The sequence below is a fragment of the Janthinobacterium sp. GW821-FHT03C08 genome, from assembly GCF_059420905.1.
Genome location: NZ_JBWKUP010000002.1, coordinates 22858 through 42526 on the forward strand (window position 1 = coordinate 22858; position 19669 = coordinate 42526).

Sequence of the window (19669 nt, forward strand, 5' to 3'; positions counted from 1 at the left end):
GGGGCCATTATAGCGTTTGCCCCACCCTTTTCAGATAGTCCAGAAGTACAGGACGCATGCCCCAGGTCAAGCGGCGCCATGAAACACGGGCAGCACGTATTCCGCGATCTCCTGCATCGTCTCGGCCAGCGGCCGGCGGTTCTGCCGCAGCTGCAGGCCGATATGGCGCACGCCGGCGTCGCGCATGGCGTGCAGCTCCGCGATCAGGCCGTCGCGCCCCGTGCGTCCGCCAAAGCGGAAGCGCTGCAGCGGCATGGCGGCATCCTCGTCCAGGTCCAGGTGGATGAAGCTGACGTAGGGCTTGTCGCCGCCGGCGACGGCGCGCCATTGGGCAGAGCGCCGCGCATGGTCGTCCGGCGTGCCCGGATAGGCGAGCCAGCCATCCATCTGCGCGCCGATCCAGGCGGGCGACTGCTGCGCCAGCCCCGCCACCAGCAGCGGCAGGGGCGCCGCCGGCTTGGGCAGCAGGAGGATGCCGGACGGCAGGCGCGTCTCGCCCCAGTCGCGCAGCATGGCCACCTGCTCGCGGAAGGCGGCGCCGCGCTGCGCGAAGTCGCGGTCGAACACGGGGTACTCGACGGGCCGGTCGCCGCTGGCCACGCCCAATAACAGGCGCCCGCCGCTCAGCCGATCGACGCTGGCCGCCGCCTTCAGGGTGAGCACCGGCTCGCGCAGCGGCAGCACCACGGCGGCCGTGCCCAGCAAGATGTTCTCGGTGATGCCGGCCAGGTAGCCCAGATAGGTAAATACCTCGAAAACCTGGGCCGCGTCGCCGAACGACGGGTCGTACAAGGGCACGTCGCGCAGCCACAGGGCCCGGAAACCCAGGCGGTCGGCCAGCTTTGCCAGCGCCGCATGCTGTTGCATGTCCGGCTCGCCCGGCACGCGGGCGGAGGCCGCATGCGCCTGGCGCCCCGTGGACGACCAGTCGTTATCGAGCGGCAGTTCCAGGCCGATGCTCAATCCCTGCTGGCCCAGCTTTTGCATCGCAGTCATGGTGTTCACCTCAATCCCACTGCGGCGCCAGGCCGTCCGGATTGGCCAGGCGCTCGCCCCGCTCCAGGGTCGCCATCTGCGCCATCTCGTCCGGCGACAGGGTGATGCGCTTGAAATGCAGGTTCGCTTCCAGGTTGGCGCGTTTGGTCGACGACGGGATCACGGCAAAACCCTGCTGCAGCGACCAGCTCAGGGCCACCTGCGCCGGCGTCACGCCGTGTTTCGCCGCGATGGCCGCGATCAAGGGATCGGCCATCACCTTGCCATACGCGAGCGGCATGTAGGCCGTGATGTGGATGCCCTGGCTGCGCACGAAATCGATGACCTTGCGGTTTTGCAGGAAGGGGTGGATCTCGACCTGCTGCGTGGCGATTTCCGACGCGCCCACCGTGGCGATGGCTTGCCGCAGCTGTACATTGGTGAAATTCGATACGCCGATGGCGGCCGTCAGTCCTTGCGCCTTGGCGTCAAGCAGCGCCGCCATGGCCTCGGCCACGGGAATGGCGTCCTGCGGCGACGGCCAGTGGACCAGGGTCAGGTCCAGTTGCTCCAGCTGCAGCTTGCGCAAGCTGTCTTTTAAACTGGGAATCAGCTTGTCGCGCTGCAGGTTCTCGATCCAGATCTTGGTGGTGACAAACAGCTCGCTGCGCGGCACGGGGCCGGCGGCGATCGCCTGCCCCACTTCGGCTTCGTTGCCATAGATTTGCGCCGTGTCGATATGGCGGTAGCCGACGTCGAGGCCCGTGGTGACGGAATCGATGACGACCTGGCCCTGCAGGCGGAAGGTGCCCAGGCCGATTTGCGGCATGGCGATAGGGTTGGTGCTGGCGTGCATGCGGCAGTCCTCTCAAATAAATGTCGATGGCCACACTATGCGCCCATCCTTTGTTGAGAAAAATACCGTTTATCTCAAATCATATTTGCCCCACAGGCAAATAATTGGTCGTCGCTGCAAGAAATCCGGGAAAAGTCGCCGCCAACTCTTGCATTCGCGTTTTGGTCTGCTATAATTCGCCACCTTGGCCTGGTAGCTCAGTCGGTAGAGCAGAGGATTGAAAATCCTTGTGTCGGTGGTTCGATTCCGCCCCGGGCCACCAAGAATTCAGCAGCACCTATCAAAAACGCCACCTTCGGGTGGCGTTTTTGTTTGTGCCCCGCTTATTCGGCAGGCAGGCCGATTCCGGTCCGCGCCCTGCACTCACCCGGCGCAAGGCGCCGGGCGAACCCTTCTTACCACATCAAATCATCGGGAATCTGGAACGCCGCGTATGGATCATCCTCGTCCACCTGCGTGCTGGCCTGCTTGACGCGCACGACGATGGCGGGGTCGCGCTCGGCGATCTTGTCGGCGATGATGCGCGGCACCAGTTCCACGGCGCCACCCAGGCAGACGATCACCAGGCGGCCCGCCACCAGGTGGGCCTGCACGGCGGCCGTCACGTAGATACGCTCGATCTTGTTATTGAAAGTGAAATTGTACGGCACGTCGCCGTTATTGCCCTTGCTCTGGCGGTTCTTTTGCACCATTTGCGCGATCTGCGCCACGATGGCCTTCTGGTTGGCGGCCGCGTCGCGCTGGGCGTTCAGTTCGCGCGCCCGCTCGGCGTTCTTGCGCTGCGTCTCGAGCGCGGCCAGACGCACCTCGTCGACACTTTGCGTGCCGCTCTTGCGCTCGTCCTTCTTTTGCTTGCTCTTGTCCTGGTTGGCCAGCTTGACCTTTTTCTTGTCGACCAGACCGGCCTTTAAAAACTGCTCTTGCAACGAGACCATAACAACTCCGTATTGAGGGTGCGCCGGCCAAGGCAGCGGCATCGGCCGGTGGAAAGTCGCTAGCATAGCAAAAAACGGCCTGCCGGCGACCTTTTCCAGGCCGCCCGCCACGGCCGGACGATGACAAGCGGGCACGCCGGACAGCGCAGTCGCCGCGCAGTAACAAAAAGACACACTCAATTGGAAATTTTATTGATAAATGTCATATAGTTAGTTACGTTCTGCATATCGGCAAGTGCTGCCGATTGCATGCCCCCTTCCCTAGCCCGCGTCTACAAGGATTTGCCATGAAACAATTAATCGCCCTCTGCATCGTCGCCGCGTTTGCCGGTACCGCCTTTGCCGCCGCACCGGAAGCGGCGCCCGTCGCCAAGACGGCGCAACAGTCGAAAATGACCACCTGCAATGCCGATGCCGCCGGCAAGAAAGGCGATGAACGCAAGGCTTTCATGAAGGAATGCCTGAGCGCCAAGCCGGCACCGGCCATGACGCAGCAAAACAAGATGAAGGCGTGCAATGCCGACGCCAAGGACATGAAGGGCGATGCCCGCAAGGCCTTCATGAAGGAATGCCTGAGCGCACCGAAAAAATAAGCCACCTGCACTACCGGCAAGACGACGCCAGCGCCATGCTGGCGTTGGTACCGACACTCGCTCGCCATGGGCAACAGGAAGGCTGGCAGCCCCATGCCGGCCTTAACTTTCCGACATTTCCTGCATGAAACTCCTCCGCTAGAATACCAGGCTCATAGCCCTGCACCTTCACCATCCCCTCTTGTTAAAGTGATCTCCGATGCGTCTGGTTCTCCCCCTGTTGGCCCGCCCCCTGCTGCTGACCCTGCTTGCAGCCACCCTGCCCGCCGCGCATGCCGCCATCTCCACCGCGCCCACGCCGATCACGCTGGATCAGGCCATGGCCGATCCCGACTGGATCGGCACACCCGTCGAAGCGGCGTGGTGGGGCTGGAATGGCCAGCTGTATTACAAGCAAAAACGCCTCGGCTCGCCCCTGCGCGACACCTTCCAGCTGTCCGGCGCGAACGCCAGGCTCAATAGCGGCAAGAAGGTCGACGATGCGCAACTGGCCAACCTCGATGGCCAGCAGATGGTCGTCAACCGGGCCGGCACGCGCGCCATCCTGCTGCGCAACGGCGACTTGTTCGAACGCGACCTGAAAAGCGGCGCCTTGATCCAGATCACGCGCGGCGTCTCGGCCATCAGCGACCCGCAATATTCCGCCGACGGGGGCGCCGTGCAATACCGCAGCGGCACCGACTGGTTCAGCTGGAGCCGCGCCGAGCGCCTGAGCGCCCCCGTCGCCCTGCTGCGCGCGGCCAAGGACCCGGATGCCAAGCCGGAAGCGGACGCCCAGCGCGAGCTGCAGCTGCGCCTGATCGTCAACCTGGCGCGCCAGAAGGAAGACCGCGATGCCAGCCGCGAACGCCGCCACGAAGAGCGCCGCCTGGACAGCACGCGGGCGCCGGAACCGATCTACCTGGGCGAGAAAGTCACGATTTCCGGCAGCGCCCTGTCGCCGGACGGCCGCTGGCTGCTGTTCGTCACGCAGGACAAGGCCGCCGAAAAAGGCAAGCTGGGCAAACTGGCCCGCTACGTCACGGAAACGGGCTACCCGGAAGCGGACGACGAGCGCACGCGCGTGGGACGCAACATGCCCATCGCGCAAAGCCTGAAACTGGCCGACCTGCGCACGGGCACCGTGCGCGAGCTCGCCTTCGACAGCCTGCCCGGCATCGCCACCGACCCGCTGGCCGCCCTGCGTGCCGAGCAAAAACTGCCGCCCCTGAAGGGCAACCGTCCCGTGCGCATCGACGCCCAGCGCGACGGCATCGCCTGGACCGATGACGGCAGCAAGGTGGCCGTGCGCATCCGCGCCGTCGACAACAAGGACCGCTGGCTGGCCAACGTCGACCTGGCCAATGGCGCCCTCGTGCCCGTGCACCGCATCAGCGACACGGCCTGGGTCAACCGCCGCGCCGACGAATTCGGCTGGCTGCCCGACAACGCCACCCTGTGGTATTTGTCCGAGGAAAGCGGCTACGCCCACCTGTACGCAAAAACGGGCGCGGCACCCGCGCGCGCGCTGACCAGCGGCCAATGGGAAGTGAGCAACGTCGAGTGGAGCCGCGATGGCAAGAACGCCTACTTTATCTGCAACCCGCAAGCCCCCGGCACCTATGAAGTGTGCGCCAGCACGGCCAAGGATGGGGGCGCGCGCGAAATCACCAGCTTGAAAGGCGTGGAAAACTTCGGCCTGTCGCCCGACGGCGGCAAGCTGCTGCTGCGCTACTCCACCAGCTATGTGCCCGCCCAGCTGGCCACGGTGTCTGTCGCTGGCGGCAAGGCCAATCTCCTGACGGATACACGCAGCGACGCCTTCAAGGCGCGCAACTGGGTCATGCCGCAATTGGTGCAAGTGCCGTCCACGCATGGCGCGGCGCCCATCTGGGCCAAGCTGTACCGCCCCGCAACACTGGAGGCCGGTAAACAGTATCCGATCGTCATGTTTGCCCACGGCGCCGGCTACCTGCAGAACGTGACCGAGCGCTATCCCGTGTATTTCCGCGAACAAATGTTCCACAACCTGCTGGTGGAGCAAGGCTACATTGTGCTCGACGTCGACTACCGCGCCTCGCTCGGTTACGGCAGCGCCTGGCGCACGGCCATCTACCGCCAGATGGGCCACCCGGAACTGGAAGATTTCATCGACGGCGCCAACTGGCTGGCGCAGCAGCACCAGGGCGACATCAAGAACGTGGGCATCTATGGCGGCAGCTATGGCGGCTTCATGAGCCTGATGGCCCTGATGCGCGCGCCGGACGTCTTCAAGTCGGGCGCCGCCCTGCGTCCCGTGACGGACTGGACCACGTACAACCACGAGTACACGGCGAATATCCTGAACACGCCGGACATCGATCCGCAAGCGTATAAAATTTCGTCGCCGATCGAATACGCCGACAAGCTGACGGGCAACCTCCTGATCGCCCACGGCATGATCGACGATAACGTGTTCTACCAGGATTCCGTGCGCCTGTCGCAGCGCTTGATCGAGCTCAAAAAGGATAACTGGGAAATGGCCAGCTACCCGATGGAGCGCCATGGCTTCGTGCAGCCGGAAGCGTGGTATGACGAGTACCGCCGCATCTATCAGTTGTTCCAGAGAACCTTGAAATAAACCGCGATGCCCGCTTTGTGCGGGCATTTTTTATGTACGACGTCCTGACGTCAGTCAACCGACAGGCACTGCGGTGCGCGGCCGACGACGGCGGCAGGATCGGCAGCAGCACGACATGCGGCCATCGCGCGAATTGCGCTTGCCATTTGAGCAAGCATGGCACATGATGAAGGCATGACGACATCCACTACCTCCGCCATGCTGCGCGCCGTGTGCGCCGGCTTCCTGCTGCTGACGGCCAGCGCCTGCGGCAGCGCCCCTACGCAAGATGATGCGCCGCCCGCACCGGGCAATGCCGGCTTGCTGGCACAGATCCAGGCGGAAGTAGGCAGCGCTGCCTGCGACTCCACGCAGCAATGCCAGACCATCGCCATCGGCGCCAAGGCGTGCGGCGGCCCCGAGCGCTACCTGGCCTGGTCCAGCAAGGGTAATGACGGCAAGAAACTCAAGGCACTGGCCCAGGCGCACGCTGAGGCGAGCCGCAAGCAGCAGCAGGCGGACGGCATGATGTCCACCTGTTCCATCGTCACGGACCCGGGCGCCACTTGCCAGGCGGGACGCTGCGTGCTGCAAAAGAGCGGCCTGGGCGGCAGCTCGGCGCTGTAGAAAAGCCGCTGGTGCAACGGCTGGGGAGCTGGCGCAACGCGTCAGGACTGCAGCTGCAAGGTCTTGATGATCCTGCTTTCCACCTTCTCGCCCGCGCCCGAGGTGGCGCTCCGGCTTTCCTTGCGCAGCAACAATAAACGGTCGCCGCTGACGCCGTACTGGCGCGTCTCGTCCGTTTTCTGCGTAAAGCTCACGACGACGAAGGCGCGCCCGCTCACATCGATGTGAAACTGGCTGGCCAGCGGCGTGCCATCTGCGGCGATCCACACGTCGATGCCGCCGTCAAACTTCTTCACGTACTTGCGGTCTTTTTCCGGCACCTTGTCGAGCGACAGGGTAAAGCTCAGCAGCCGCGCCGGCTTGCCCTTGTAGCTGTCCATCTTTTCGCCGCTGAACACGGCTTCGTCGATCTCGCGCGACAGGGCGCCTGCCGCCGACACCATGGCCCGCAGTTCCGTCGCCTTCATTTCCCCCAGCGCAAAGCCGGTCGGCGTCTTCGCCTTCGGGTCCCTCACCTTGGCGCGCTGCTCGGCCTCGACCTTCGCCAGCAACTCCTTGCTGTACAGCACTTGCAAGCCCGCCGGCCCGCCCTCGACGGCCACCGTGACCTGGCCGCTGTCCTCTTCCGCCTCCTTGCCTTCGCCTTCGCGCCGCCAGGTCTTCGATTCCACCTGCGCCTTGACGGCCGTCTGCCCCTGCAGCCGCGCCAGCGCCCCATTCAGGTCGGCCAGGCTATCGGCCCGTGCCGTACCGCAAAACAGGCCGGACACCGCCGCCACCGCCAGCCACCGCACGCCTTCACGTCCTTGCATCGCCGTATCCCCATGTCACGTATGGATGCCAAAACACCATGTTTTGGCCATCTGTTGCATTTGAACACAGCTTCCTCTGGTCAGGTAGAAAGTCTTTCTGCTATAATTCGCCGCCTTGGCCTGGTAGCTCAGTCGGTAGAGCAGAGGATTGAAAATCCTTGTGTCGGTGGTTCGATTCCGCCCCGGGCCACCAAGAATTCAGCAGCACATAGCAAAAAGCCAACCTTCGGGTTGGCTTTTTTGTTTTCGCCTGCAAACAACGCAATGCCATCCATCGCCAGCTATGTACGCAAACGAACGGACTGCCGCCGTCCAAGGGCCCATGCTGCAGGCAGACCATCACATCTCCTCCCGCCGCCAGCGCCCTGCGCGACACGGCAGACGGGTCGGCTGGTCAGCTCTCCCCGCCACACCGCCATGCGAAACTCGCGCCCGACGCCGTCGAGCCGTTCCGTACATAACGGCTCACTGCCAAAGGATGCATCATGAAACCTACCCTGATATTGCTCGCGCTCGCCTCTACCCTCGCCCTGACCGCTTGCCAGCGCGAAGCGCCACCCGCGCCGACCGTCGTGCAAGTCGTTCCCGGCCCGGCCGGCGCGCCTGGTCCTGCCGGTGCCACCGGTGCCAAGGGCGCTGAAGCCCCTGCCGGCGCGACCGGCGCCACCGGTGCCACGGGCCAGACGGGCGACAGCGGCATGCAAGGCAACGATGGCGCCAAGGGCGACGCTGGTGCTGCCGGCGATGAAGGCGCCAAAGGCGACACGGGCGCCAAGGGCAAGACGGGCGATACGGTGATTGTCGTGCCACAACGCTAATACGCCCCACGCGAGACAGCACAACGCCAACCCATGCGGTTGGCGTTGCTGCGTATGCGCTGTACCGCACAGTAACGTCGGCCGCATCGGCCTACCCTGTACTTACTACACAGGGAGATATCGCATGCTGACGCTCATACTGATGGTGGCCCTGCTGGGCTTGGCTTTACTGTTCGCGCCCGGCCCCGTGCGCCGCGCACTGATTACCCCGCGCCTGCTGGCCCTGTTCAAGCGCATCTTGCCGACGATGTCCGATACGGAGCGCGACGCGCTTGAGGCGGGCACGACGTGGTGGGATGCCGACCTGTTTTCCGGCCGGCCCGACTGGTCCAAGTTGCTGGCCTACGCGCCGCCCGCCCTCAGCGCCGAGGAGCGCCACTTTCTTGACCACGACGTCGAACATCTGTGCGAGCTGGTTAACGACTGGGAAACACAGCAGCAACTCGACTTGCCACCGCAAGCCTGGGCCTACATGAAAAGCCAGGGTTTCCTCGGCATGATCATTCCCAGGCAATACGGCGGCAAGCAATTTTCCGCCTACATGCATTCGCAAGTGGTGATGAAACTGTCGAGCCGCTGCTCGGCGCTGGCCGTGACCGTGATGGTGCCCAATTCGCTGGGGCCGGCCGAGTTATTGTTGCATTACGGCACCGAAGAACAGAAAAACCATTATCTGCCGCGATTGGCCGCCGGCACCGAGATTCCCTGCTTTGCCCTCACCAGCCCATATGCGGGTTCCGACGCGGCCGCCATCCCCGACCTGGGCGTCGTGTGCATGGGCATGCATGAGGGAAGATCGACCCTGGGTTTGCGCCTCACGTGGAACAAGCGCTACATCACCCTGGCGCCTGTGGCGACCTTGCTGGGGCTGGCATTCCAGACGAGCGATCCCGAGCACTTGCTCTCCGACAACGACGCACCGGGCATCACCTGCGCCCTGATCCCCGCCAGCCACGACGGCGTGGTGATCGGGCGGCGCCACCATCCCTTGAACGCCGCCTTCCAGAACGGCCCCACGTCCGGCAACGAGGTCTTCATTCCCATCGACTGGGTCATCGGCGGCCAGGCGCAAGTGGGGAAAGGATGGCGCATGCTGATGGAATGCCTGGCGGCCGGGCGCGCCATCTCGCTGCCCTCGTCCAGCGTGGGCATGGGCAAGATGGCCGTGCGCGGCACCGGCGCGTATGCGGCCGTGCGGCGCCAGTTCAACATGCCGATCGGCAAGTTCGACGGGGTGCAGGAAGCGCTGGCGCGCATGGGTGCCAATCTGTACCTGATGGATGCGGCGCGCACGCTATCGGCGCTGGGAGTGGACCTGGGCGAAAAGCCGGCCGTCATTTCCGCCATCGTCAAATACCACGTCACGGAGCGGGGACGCGCGCTCGTCAACGACGGCATGGATATTCTCGGCGGCAAGGGCATCTGCAGCGGCCCCAACAATTTCCTCGCCAGCGCCTACCAGCAGATTCCCATCGCCATCACCGTCGAAGGCGCCAACATCCTCACGCGCAGCCTGATCATCTTCGGCCAGGGCGCCATCCGCGCCCATCCGTATGTACTGCGGGAAATGGCTGCCGTCAGCGAAAGCGATGGCCGCAAGGCACTGCGCGATTTCGATGCGGCCTTCTTCGGCCACGTGGGTTTCGTGCTGGGCAACCTGGCAAGGGGGCTGTGGTACGGACTGGGCGGCGCCCGCCTGGCGGCCGTGCCAAACGCAGCAGCGCCGAAACTGGCACCGTACTACCGCGCCCTGACACGGCTGTCGACGGCGTTTGCCGTCATGACGGATATGTCGATGTTCGTGCTCGGTGGCGAACTCAAGCGCCGCGAGCGGCTGTCCGCCCGCCTGGGCGACGTGGTCTCGCAACTGTACCTGGCGTCGTCCGTGCTGAAGCGCTACGAGGACGATGGCCGGCCCGAGACCGACCTGCCCTACGTGCACTGGTCGCTGCAGGATGCGCTGGTCAAGGCGCAGCAGGGCTTGACGGGCGTGCTCGACAATTTCCCCGCGCGCACGCTGGCCGTGCTGCTGCGCACCTTGCTGTTCCCGTTCGGCCTGCCCCACCGTCCGCCATCCGACGAGCTGGGCAGCGAGGTGGCGCTGGCCCTGCAAACGCCGGGCGCCGACCGCGAACGCCTGCTGGCCGACGGCCATGTCGCCAGCGAGGGCAACGATCCCGTCGCCTGCGCCGAGCGGGCGCTGGCCCTGCTGCCCGAGGTCCTGCACGTCGACAAACGTCTGAAAGACACGCCCGAAGGCGCGGCCCTGCGGCATCTGCCGCAAAGCCTGTCCGCCATGCAGCCGTGGCTGGCTGCGGCCAAGGCGGCGGGCACCATCAGCTGCCAGGAGCACAATACCATGCTGGAATATGCGCGCCTGGTCGATGGTTTGATACAGGTCGACGATTTTGCGCCCGATGCGGCGCATCAGGCTCACAGCGGCGGCGTGCGCCGTCTTGACGACGCGCCGACCGGCGAGAGCCGCGCAGCCTAGTCCAGGCCACTTTGCGGCCTATACTGAATGGAGCGGGTGTTGTGCCCGCGCTTTGCAGAAAGGAGTCGATCATGACGCGCAAATTCATCGATTGCCGGGAATTCCCCAGCGACACGCATTGCTCGGTGGCCATCTCGGCCGACAGCGAAGAAGAGCTATTGGGCATTGCGGTGGAACATGCAGTTTCGGTACACCATCACGACGACACGCCGGAGTTGCGCCAGCAGCTGCGTCAATTGTTCAAGGACGGCATGCCGCCCGAACACTTGCCCATGACGGGGCAGGCCGGCAGCAGCGGAGCCTCGCACGCGCACTAGCCTGCCTGGGCTTGCGCCGGCCTCGGCAGGCGCAAGCCCAGCACGAGCGGCACCAGCGCCGCATACACGACGATCACCGACAGCCAGACGGCGCCGGGCCAGTACGCCCTAACGCCAAAATAAATGCTGGAAAACACCAGCGGGCACAGCACGGATGCCAGGCTCACGGCCGAGGCCAGCACGCCCTGGAACTGGCCTTGCCGGTCGTCGGCAACTTGCCGCGTGGCCAGCGACTGCAGGGCCGGCGCGCCGATGCCGCCCAGGGCAAACACGGGCATGATGGCGAAGATCATCCAGCTGCGGGTGGCAAAGGCCATGACGACCAAGGCCAGGCAGGCGCACGCCACGCCCCCCAGGATGGTGGCGCGCTCGCCCAGCAGTTTCACGGCCGGACCGGGCAGAAAAGCCTGGGCCAGCGCCTGGCACACGCCAAAGGCGCCCAGCGACAGGCCGATCCACAGCCCGTTCCACTCGAACGCATCGTGGCCCCACAGCGCCCAGCACACGCCATACACTTCGCCGGCCGCGCTGAAGGTAAAGAAGATGGCGGTGATCGGCAGCAAGCTTTTCTGAGAAAACACCCAGCGCAGCGGGCGCAATGGATTCAATGCCGCCAGGTCGATTTTTTCGCCCGTGGGCCGACGTGATTCTGGCAGCGTCAGCAACGCCAGCAGCAAATTGCCGGCATTCAAGATAGCCGCCGCCATGAACGGCAGGCGCAGTCCGTAATCGCCCAGCGCGCCGCCGAGCACGGGGCCGATGATGAAGCCGGCGCCGAACATGGCGTTGAGCAAGCCGAAGCGGCGCGCCCGCGTTTCTTCGGGAGAAATATCGGTGATGTAGGCCGTGGCCACGGACACATTGGCGCTCGTCAAGCCGGCGATGGCGCGCCCCAGCAGCAGCATCCACAGGCTGGGGGCAAACGCGAGGAACAGGTAGTTGACGGCCGCGCCCGCCAGCGACAGCAGCAGCACGGGGCGCCGCCCCAGGCGGTCGCTCAGCGCGCCCAGCACGGGCGCAAAAACGAACTGCATCAGCGCATACAGGGCCGTCATGATGCCGATGTACGGCGCCACGTTATCGGCATGCGTGACGTCGCGCAGCAGCGCGGGCAGGATGGGGAAGATCAGGCCGATGCCGACGGCGTCGAGCACGACGGTGGCAAAGATGACAGGCAGCGCTGTCGCCGGAACGGCTATTTTCATATACTCAATCTAAATATGTACTCAGTACATAAATGGTACGCCCGATTTGGCCGCGCCATCAAGCCTTATCTGTACTCAGTACACTTCGTGTATGATCGCAGCAACATGACGATTCCTTCCGACCTCCGCTCCCGCAAACGCCTTGCCACCCGGCAAGCCATCTCGAATGCCGCCACGCGCCTGTTTTTCGTGCGCGGTTTCGAGCAGGTGACGGTGGACGAGATCGCGGCGGCTGCCAGCGTGGGACGCATGACGGTGTTCAACCACTTCCCCCGCAAGGAAGACATGTTCTTCGACCGCGAGGAAGAGGGACGCGAACTGCTGCGCGCCGCCTTGCGCCAGCGCGACCCCATGGTGCCCCCGATCGTAACCCTGCGCCTGCTGGCGCATCGGCTGGTGGCCGAAGACAGTCCCTACGTCACGTTTTCCGCCGCCGGCCAGGGTTTTATTGCCACCATCGAGGCCAGCGAGACCCTGAAAGCGCGGGCGCGGGCGATCCGCGACGAGCTGGCGCAAGTGGTGGCAACGGCGCTGACCGACAGCACGGGGCGCGACGCGCACGATCCCCAGGCCCGGCTGGCGGCCAGCCTGCTGCTGGCCACCTGGAGCACGGCCCTGATCGAAGCGCACCGTGCCTTCGCGCGGCATGGCGACGCGCAGCTGGCCAAGGCCCGCTTCCTGGCCATCGTGGACCAGGGGCATGTCGGCCTGAAGGCGGCGTTGGCGGGCACGCCTTACGTCTGACGTTGCCGGGTATCGGATGTCAATCCCTTGACCCAAGGCAAGGCAATCCGGCGCCAGCCCGCCTACAATCGCCGGCTTTGCCCATCCCATGCGCCACGCTCCCGAACTCCTCCTGCCTGCCGGTTCCCTGGCCAAGATGCATGCCGCCTTCGACTATGGCGCCGACGCCGTCTACGCGGGCCAGCCGCGCTACAGCTTGCGCGTGCGCAATAACGATTTTTCGACCTTGCAAGCCTTGCAGGAGGGCATTGATGGCGCCCATGCGCGCGGCAAGCAATTCTTTGTCGCCAGCAATATCTTCGCCCACAACGCCAAGCTGAAAACGTATTTGCGCGACATGGAGCCGGTGATCGCCATGCGCCCCGACGCCCTGATCATGGCCGATCCGGGCCTGATCATGATGGTGCGCGACAAGTGGCCGGAGATTCCCGTGCACTTATCGGTGCAGGCGAATGCCGTCAACTGGGCCGACGTGAAATTCTGGCACCGCATGGGGCTGACCCGCGTGATCTTGTCGCGCGAACTGTCGCTCGACGAGATCGAGGAAATCCGCCAGCGCTGCCCGGAAATGGAACTCGAAGTGTTCGTCCATGGCGCACTATGCATCGCCTATTCGGGCCGCTGCCTGCTGTCCGGCTATTTCAACCATCGCGACCCGAACCAGGGCACGTGCACGAATTCCTGCCGCTGGGATTACAAGGTGAAAAATGCCTCGGAAGACGCCAGCGGCGACTTGGGCGGCATGCAGGTGGTGCCCCTGCAATTCCACCAGGCGCTGGCCGAAGCGGACAACAATGCCTTTTCCGCCCTGCACCAGCAGCCGCGCCACCCGCTGGCCGACCAGCCATACCTGATCGAAGAAGCCCAGCGCCCGGGCCAGCTGCTGCCCATCCTCGAGGACGAGCACGGTACTTACATCATGAATTCGAAGGACTTGCGCGCCGTCGAGCATATCGAGCGCCTGGTCAAGATCGGCGTCGATTCGCTGAAGGTCGAGGGCCGCACCAAGTCGCTGTACTACGCGGCGCGCACGGCGCAAGTCTACCGCCAGGCCATCGACGATGCCGTGGCGGGCCGCCCCTTCGACATGGCGCTCCTGGGCCAGCTGCAGGGCCTGGCCAACCGCGGCTACACGGACGGTTTTTACCAGCGCCACCATACGCAGACGCACCAGAACTACATGCGCGGCGCGTCCGAGGCGGACCGCAGCCAGTACGTGGGCGACGTGCTGAGCGTGACGGATGGCTGGGCCAGGGTGGAAGTGAAAAACCGCTTTGCCGTGGGCGACCGCATCGAAGCCCTGCACCCGGGCGGCAACCGCGACTTTACGATCGCCCGCATGCTGGCCGACGATGGCAGCGAGATCCAGGTGGCGCCCGGCAGCGGCCACTTCGTGCGCATCGAACTCGACGGGGCGCTGAATAAAGCCTTGCTGGCCCGTTATTTGTAACCGCCAGTCTGGCGCGCGGGGCGGCAAACCAGTACGCAAGTGTTTGATTTGACAAGAAAAATTCCAGCTACCACTGCCTGAATAATTTGTTTAGGCTTCAACATTGCTATACGATACGGCCACCCTGCGCCCGGGGGCCTGATCGGCACCCGGTGCGTCCCTGACACGTTCACCGGAATCCCCGATGCCACCTGCCACCTCTGCCCTGATCACCAATGACGCCGTCGTCCTCGGCCTGCTCGCCATGACCCTGGGGGCCGTCTTCTGGACCGCCTCCCGCGCCAACGGCTTCTGGAAAAAGTTTTATACCTATATCCCGTCGCTGCTGATGTGCTACCTGATCCCGGCGCTGCTCAACACCTTCGGCATCATCGACGGCAATGCCTCCGGCCTGTACGCCGTGGCGCGCGACTATCTGCTGCCCAGCGCACTGGTGCTGCTGTGCGTGGCCATCGATTTCGGCGGCATTATCCGCCTCGGCCCCAAGGCCATCATCATGTTTCTTACAGGAACCCTCGGCGTCATGCTGGGCGCACTCGTTTCGTTCGAGGCGCTGCGTTTGATCCACCCGGAAACGGTGGCGGGCGACACCTGGCGCGGCATGACGACTGTCGCCGGCTCGTGGATAGGCGGCGGCGCCAACCAGGCGGCCATGAAGGAAGTGTTTGAAGTGGACGCCACCCTGTTCGGCCAGTTCGTCGCCGTCGACGTGCTGGTGGCCAACGTCTGGACGGCCGTGCTGCTGTTCCTGGCGGGCCGCGCGGGCGCCTTCGACCGCTGGACGGGCGCGGATTTGTCCGCCATCAATGCGCTCAAGGACAGCATCGAAAGCTACCGTGCCCAGCACGCGCGCGTGGCCAACCTGACCGACATCATGATCATCCTCGGCGTGGGCCTGGGCGTGACGGGCCTGTCGCACTTCCTGGCCGGCCCCATCATCAGCTGGATCAATACCCTGCCGGCAGCATGGCGCCTGCAGGATTACAGCCTGACGTCGAACTTCTTCTGGATCGTCGTGCTGGCCACTACCTTCGGACTGCTGCTCAGTTTTACCCGGGCGCGCAGCCTGGAAGGCGCGGGCGCCTCGACCATCGGCTCGGCCATGCTATACGTGCTGGTGGCCACCATCGGCATGCACATGGACTTGAAAGCCCTGCTCGACAAGCCCTTCCTGTTCCTGCTGGGCATGATCTGGATCGCCGTGCACGGCGGCCTGATGCTGCTCGTCGCCAAGCTGATCCGCGCACCCCTGTTCTTCATGGCCGTCGGTTCGCAGGCAAACATCGGCGGCGCCGCCTCGGCCCCCGTCATCGCCAGCGCCTTCCACCCGGCCCTGGCCCCCGTCGGCGTGCTGCTGGCCGTGCTCGGCTACGCGCTGGGCACCTATGGCGCCTACATCACGGGCTTGATCTTGCGCGGCATGGCCGGGTGACGCCTGTCCTGGCTTGAGCAGCCAAGCTTGCAATCATGACGACAACGCCAGCCTTCGGGCTGGCGTTGTCGTTTACCCCACGCAACTTTCGCAGAGTCCTGAAAACTCCCCGCAATGTAGCAGAAACCCCTCACAACCAAATTTTCGCACCATTTTTGTGCGAAATCTGCGATGATAGTTGCCCAAATAACCGTTCACCTCCATGGAATTCTGATGAAATACGCATCTGCTCACGAGTACGTCCAGCATGTCGCCGCACGCAATCCAGGTCAGCCCGAGTTTCTGCAAGCCGTCACCGAAGTCATGGAGAGCTTGTGGCCGTTCCTCGAGCAGCACCCGAAATACGCGGAACAAGGCTTGCTGGAACGCTTGATCGAGCCGGAGCGCGTGGTCATGTTCCGCGTCTCGTGGGTCGATGACCATGGGCAAGTGCAAGTCAATCGCGGCTACCGCATCCAGCACAGCATGGCCATCGGGCCGTACAAGGGCGGCATCCGCTTCCATCCGTCCGTCACCCTGTCCGTGCTGAAATTCCTTGCCTTCGAGCAGACGTTCAAGAATGCCCTGACGACCTTGCCGATGGGCGGCGGCAAGGGCGGCGCCGATTTCGATCCGAAGGGCAAGAGCCCGGGCGAAGTGATGCGCTTCTGCCAAGCCTTCGTGAGCGAACTGTTCCGTCATGTAGGTTCGGACACGGACGTGCCGGCCGGCGACATCGGCGTGGGCGGGCGCGAAGTGGGCTATATGGCCGGCATGATGAAAAAACTCAGCAACCGCGCCGACTGCGTCTTCACGGGCAAGGGCGCCAGCTTCGGCGGCTCGCTGATGCGGCCGGAAGCGACGGGCTACGGCACCGTGTATTTCGCCGAAGAAATGCTAAAGACGCGGGGCCGCTCGTTCGAGGGCATGCGCGTGTCCGTTTCAGGTTCGGGCAACGTGGCGCAATACGCCGTGGAAAAAGCCATGGCCATGGGCGCGAAAGTCATCACCGTCTCCGATTCCAGCGGCACCATCATCGACGAAGACGGTTTTACGCCGGAAAAGCTGGTCATCTTGATGGAGATCAAGAACCACTTGTATGGCCGGGTCAGCGACTACGCCGAACGCACGGGCGTGCGTTTCGAGGCGGGAGTATCGCCATGGCATGTGCCGGTCGACATCGCCCTGCCCTGCGCCACGCAGAATGAATTGAACATCGACGATGCGCGCACGCTCATCGCCAATGGCGTGCAGTGCGTGGCCGAAGGCGCCAACATGCCCACCACCATTGAGGCAGCCAAGGCCTTCGAGGCGGCCGGCGTGCTGTACGCGCCGGGCAAGGCCAGCAATGCGGGCGGCGTGGCCACGTCCGGCCTGGAAATGAGCCAGAACGCGGCCCGCATGTCGTGGCCGCGCGAGGAAGTCGACGCGCGTTTGCTGCAGATCATGCAAGGCATCCATGCGGCCTGCAAGCAGTACGGCACGCGCGCGGACGGTTCCGTCAGCTATGTGGATGGCGCCAACATCGCCGGATTCGTGAAAGTGGCCGACGCGATGCTGGCGCAGGGAGTGATCTGACCTGCACGGACCTACAACATTTCAGGTTTCATTAAACTCTTGCGACTGATGGTCCGGCCCGACACCATGAATTCGCCGTTGCCCCGGTAGTGCAGGGTTTCCGGCAGCTTGGGCGACGTGGCCACGTGGGCCTTCACGCATTCGAAGATGAAGAAGCCGCCCTTCGGGTTGCCCGCCACCTGGGCCAGCTTGCATTCGAAGTTGGCGTAGCACTCGGCGATCAGCGGTGCGCCCACCAGTTCGGCCGGTTGCGGCGTCAAGCCGAAGGCCGTGAACTTGTCCGTGTCTTCGCCGCTGCAGTTGCCGATGGCCACCACCTGGTCGACCATGTCGGCCGTCGGCAGGTTGATCACGCATTCCATGCTGCGCTTGATCATTTCATGGCTGTGATTGGCGTCGGAAATGAAGCAGCCCAGCAGCGATGGCGTAAATTCCATCAGCATGTGCCAGGCCATGGTCATGACGTCGCTCTCGCCCTTCCAGGTGGAGCTGACGAGCACCACCGGCCCCGGTTCCAGGAAGCGGCGGATATCGGCGACGGGATAGTCTTCTTTGTGGTAATTTTTCATGCAGTCTCCAGGACGCGGTACGCCATAGCATAGCCCAACGGCGCCATGCCGGGCGCGCGGCTGGCGGGCAGCGGCGTGTCGCCGCGCATGCCCCGATTTGTGCAGTGCATCGCAACTTTCTCCCTTTTTCGAGAGCTTCCCCCCTAGAATACACTGATCAACTACTCAAGGAAACCGCCATGCGCCACCTGTTCCTGTTGTCCGCCCTGTCCCTCGCCACCCTCGCTTCCCCTGCCTATGCCGACGAACAGGCGCGCACGGTGGGCGCCTTCAATGCCATCGATATCCGCGGCCCCATCAGCATCGAAGTGGAGTCGGGCAAGGAACAAAGCCTGACCTTGCGCGGCGACCAGAAATTCCTCAGCGGCGTGATCACGGAAGTGGTCGATGGCGAGTTGAAGATCTCGCTGAAGGACAAGGACACCAAGAGAACGGAAGGCGACCCGCGGGTCATCATCACCATGCCCACCTTGCGCAAGCTGATCGCGGAAGGCGCGGGCGAGAAAATCCTGACCAAGCTCAATGGCCCGCGGATCGACATCAGCTACAAGGGCGCGGGCCGCCTGGCCGCCGATGGCCAGGTCGACTGGCTGCGCCTGAAGGCGCAGGGCGTGGGCGAAGTCGATACGAAAGCCTTGCTGGCGAAGAACGTCGACGTCAATTTCGACGGCATCGGCTCCGTCAAGGTGTATTCCTCGGGGGAACTGAACGCCGTCGTGCGCGGCATGGGCGAACTGACGTATTACGGCAAGCCGAAGATCGTGCACAAGTCGATCGCCGGCATCGGCAGCGTCAATGCCGGCAAGTAAGCTATTCCATCACAACAAGGCCCTCAGGCCGCTGGAGACCGCATGACTGCAACACCTGACACCGCGGCGCCGCTCGTGCTGCGCGAAGACGAGGACGGCCTCGTCACCCTGCGCCTGAACCGCCCCCTGCAATTCAATGCCCTCTCGGAAGCCATGCTGGCCGCGCTGCAGCAAGCGTTCGATACGATCGCGCAGCAGCCGCACGTGCGCTGCGTGGTGCTGGCCGCCGAAGGCAAGGCCTTTTGCGCGGGCCACGATTTGCGCCAGATGCAGGCCAACCGCCAGCTTGCGTATTATCAAACCCTGTTCGCGCAATGCTCGCGCGTGATGCAGGCGATCCAGGCCTTGCCCGTGCCCGTGATTGCCCGTGTGCACGGCATCGCCACGGCGGCCGGCTGCCAATTGGTCGCCAGCTGCGACCTGGCCGTGGCGGGCGCCTCGGCCCGCTTTGCCGTCTCCGGCATCAACGTGGGCCTGTTCTGCGCCACGCCCTCCGTCGCCCTGTCGCGCAATGTCTCGACCAAGCGGGCCTTCGACATGCTGGTGACGGGCCGCTTCATCGACGCCGACACGGCCGCCGACTGGGGCCTGGTCAATGAAACGGTGGCCGACGCGGCGCTCGACGAGGCCGTGGCGCGCCTGGCGCAGCAGATCATGGCGAAAAGCCCGACGGCCATCCGCCATGGCAAGGCCATGTTCTACCGCCAGCGCCAGCTGCCGCTGGACGAGGCGTATGCGTACGCGGGCGACGTGATGGCGCGCAATATGATGGAAGAGGATGCGGAGGAAGGCGTCACTGCCTTTTTAGAGAAGCGGCCGCCCGGCTGGGCGCGGCCTTGAGTACCTGACCGAACCTACTGCGCGTCGGTATAGGCAGCCTGCGATGCTCACCGTACTT

The 19669-nt window shown here is 64.3% G+C and carries 18 protein-coding genes and 2 tRNA genes; 14 read left to right on the top strand and 6 right to left on the bottom strand.

The genetic code is table 11. The annotated features are described in order from the left end of the window. Nucleotides 1–66: 66 nt before the first annotated feature. Together AC07VL_RS02495 and dkgB are read right to left on the bottom strand one after the other, a co-directional pair. Entirely contained in the window at nt 67–996 is a 930-nt protein-coding gene (locus AC07VL_RS02495; RefSeq protein ID WP_494804475.1) for a TIGR03571 family LLM class oxidoreductase, read from the bottom strand. Nucleotides 997–1006: 10 nt separating this feature from the next. Continuing rightward, complete coding sequence (gene dkgB / locus AC07VL_RS02500; protein ID WP_494804476.1) at nt 1007–1831, bottom strand: 2,5-didehydrogluconate reductase DkgB; 825 nt, start codon at nt 1829–1831, stop codon at nt 1007–1009. Between the two features lie 186 nt (nt 1832–2017). Here dkgB and AC07VL_RS02505 point away from each other — a divergent pair. Further along, a tRNA-Phe gene (locus AC07VL_RS02505) sits at nt 2018–2093 on the top strand. 133 nt (nt 2094–2226) lie between these two features. Here the strand turns inward: AC07VL_RS02505 and AC07VL_RS02510 are convergent. Beyond that, nucleotides 2227–2766, bottom strand: coding sequence for a DUF2058 domain-containing protein (locus AC07VL_RS02510; RefSeq protein ID WP_070223805.1), 540 nt, complete (start codon nt 2764–2766; stop codon nt 2227–2229). Between the two features lie 287 nt (nt 2767–3053). On the opposite strand from AC07VL_RS02510, the gene AC07VL_RS02515 reads away from it, so the two are divergent. From AC07VL_RS02515 to AC07VL_RS02525, 3 genes are all read left to right on the top strand, one after another. Beyond that, on the top strand, nt 3054–3359 hold the full coding sequence (locus tag AC07VL_RS02515; protein WP_494804477.1) for a PsiF family protein: 306 nt from the start codon (nt 3054–3056) through the stop codon (nt 3357–3359). Between the two features lie 199 nt (nt 3360–3558). Beyond that, nucleotides 3559–5958, top strand: a complete 2400-nt coding sequence (locus tag AC07VL_RS02520; protein WP_494804478.1) for a S9 family peptidase — start codon at nt 3559–3561, stop codon at nt 5956–5958. Between the two features lie 174 nt (nt 5959–6132). Next, nucleotides 6133–6564: a hypothetical protein gene (locus tag AC07VL_RS02525; RefSeq protein WP_494804479.1), complete on the top strand. Its 432-nt coding sequence runs from the start codon at nt 6133–6135 to the stop codon at nt 6562–6564. Nucleotides 6565–6605: 41 nt separating this feature from the next. Here AC07VL_RS02525 and AC07VL_RS02530 read toward each other — a convergent pair whose 3' ends face one another. Continuing rightward, nucleotides 6606–7376 (bottom strand): hypothetical protein, encoded by a 771-nt coding sequence (locus AC07VL_RS02530; protein WP_494804480.1) that lies wholly within the window; start codon nt 7374–7376, stop codon nt 6606–6608. Between the two features lie 117 nt (nt 7377–7493). On the opposite strand from AC07VL_RS02530, the gene AC07VL_RS02535 reads away from it, so the two are divergent. From AC07VL_RS02535 to AC07VL_RS02550, 4 genes are all read left to right on the top strand, one after another. Next, nucleotides 7494–7569, top strand: a tRNA-Phe gene (locus tag AC07VL_RS02535). 292 nt (nt 7570–7861) lie between these two features. Continuing rightward, nucleotides 7862–8194, top strand: a complete 333-nt coding sequence (locus AC07VL_RS02540) for a collagen-like protein (RefSeq protein ID WP_494804481.1) — start codon at nt 7862–7864, stop codon at nt 8192–8194. Between the two features lie 124 nt (nt 8195–8318). Beyond that, nucleotides 8319–10688, top strand: a complete 2370-nt coding sequence (locus AC07VL_RS02545) for an acyl-CoA dehydrogenase (protein ID WP_494804482.1) — start codon at nt 8319–8321, stop codon at nt 10686–10688. A 71-nt stretch (nt 10689–10759) separates the two neighbouring features. Then, nucleotides 10760–11005, top strand: coding sequence for a DUF1059 domain-containing protein (locus AC07VL_RS02550; RefSeq protein WP_494804483.1), 246 nt, complete (start codon nt 10760–10762; stop codon nt 11003–11005). On the opposite strand, the gene AC07VL_RS02555 is transcribed toward AC07VL_RS02550, so the two are convergent. Beyond that, nucleotides 11002–12210 carry a TCR/Tet family MFS transporter gene (locus AC07VL_RS02555; RefSeq protein ID WP_494804484.1) on the bottom strand — a complete coding sequence of 403 codons (1209 nt, stop codon included), beginning with the start codon at nt 12208–12210 and terminating at the stop codon, nt 11002–11004. The two genes, AC07VL_RS02550 and AC07VL_RS02555, sit on opposite strands and share 4 nt — an antisense overlap. 105 nt (nt 12211–12315) lie before the next feature. Here AC07VL_RS02555 and AC07VL_RS02560 point away from each other — a divergent pair, with 105 nt between their 5' ends. The 4 genes from AC07VL_RS02560 (at nt 12316) to gdhA (ending at nt 17393) form a co-directional block, all read left to right on the top strand. Then, nucleotides 12316–12954 (top strand): TetR/AcrR family transcriptional regulator, encoded by a 639-nt coding sequence (locus AC07VL_RS02560; protein WP_494804485.1) that lies wholly within the window; start codon nt 12316–12318, stop codon nt 12952–12954. Nucleotides 12955–13042: 88 nt separating this feature from the next. After that, nucleotides 13043–14404: a prephenate-dependent tRNA uridine(34) hydroxylase TrhP gene (trhP, locus tag AC07VL_RS02565; protein WP_494804486.1), complete on the top strand. Its 1362-nt coding sequence runs from the start codon at nt 13043–13045 to the stop codon at nt 14402–14404. A gap of 184 nt (nt 14405–14588) precedes the next feature. Beyond that, nucleotides 14589–15836: a DUF819 family protein gene (locus AC07VL_RS02570; RefSeq protein ID WP_494804487.1), complete on the top strand. Its 1248-nt coding sequence runs from the start codon at nt 14589–14591 to the stop codon at nt 15834–15836. A gap of 213 nt (nt 15837–16049) precedes the next feature. Then, nucleotides 16050–17393, top strand: a complete 1344-nt coding sequence (gdhA, locus tag AC07VL_RS02575) for an NADP-specific glutamate dehydrogenase (protein WP_494804488.1) — start codon at nt 16050–16052, stop codon at nt 17391–17393. 11 nt (nt 17394–17404) lie between these two features. Here gdhA and AC07VL_RS02580 read toward each other — a convergent pair whose 3' ends face one another. Then, entirely contained in the window at nt 17405–17962 is a 558-nt protein-coding gene (locus tag AC07VL_RS02580) for a flavin reductase family protein (protein ID WP_494804489.1), read from the bottom strand. A 179-nt stretch (nt 17963–18141) separates the two neighbouring features. Between AC07VL_RS02580 and AC07VL_RS02585 the strand changes: the two genes are divergently transcribed. Both AC07VL_RS02585 and AC07VL_RS02590 read left to right on the top strand, forming a co-directional pair. After that, complete coding sequence (locus tag AC07VL_RS02585; RefSeq protein ID WP_494804490.1) at nt 18142–18771, top strand: head GIN domain-containing protein; 630 nt, start codon at nt 18142–18144, stop codon at nt 18769–18771. 42 nt (nt 18772–18813) lie between these two features. After that, nucleotides 18814–19611, top strand: coding sequence for an enoyl-CoA hydratase (locus tag AC07VL_RS02590; RefSeq protein ID WP_494804491.1), 798 nt, complete (start codon nt 18814–18816; stop codon nt 19609–19611). Nucleotides 19612–19669 lie beyond the last annotated feature (58 nt).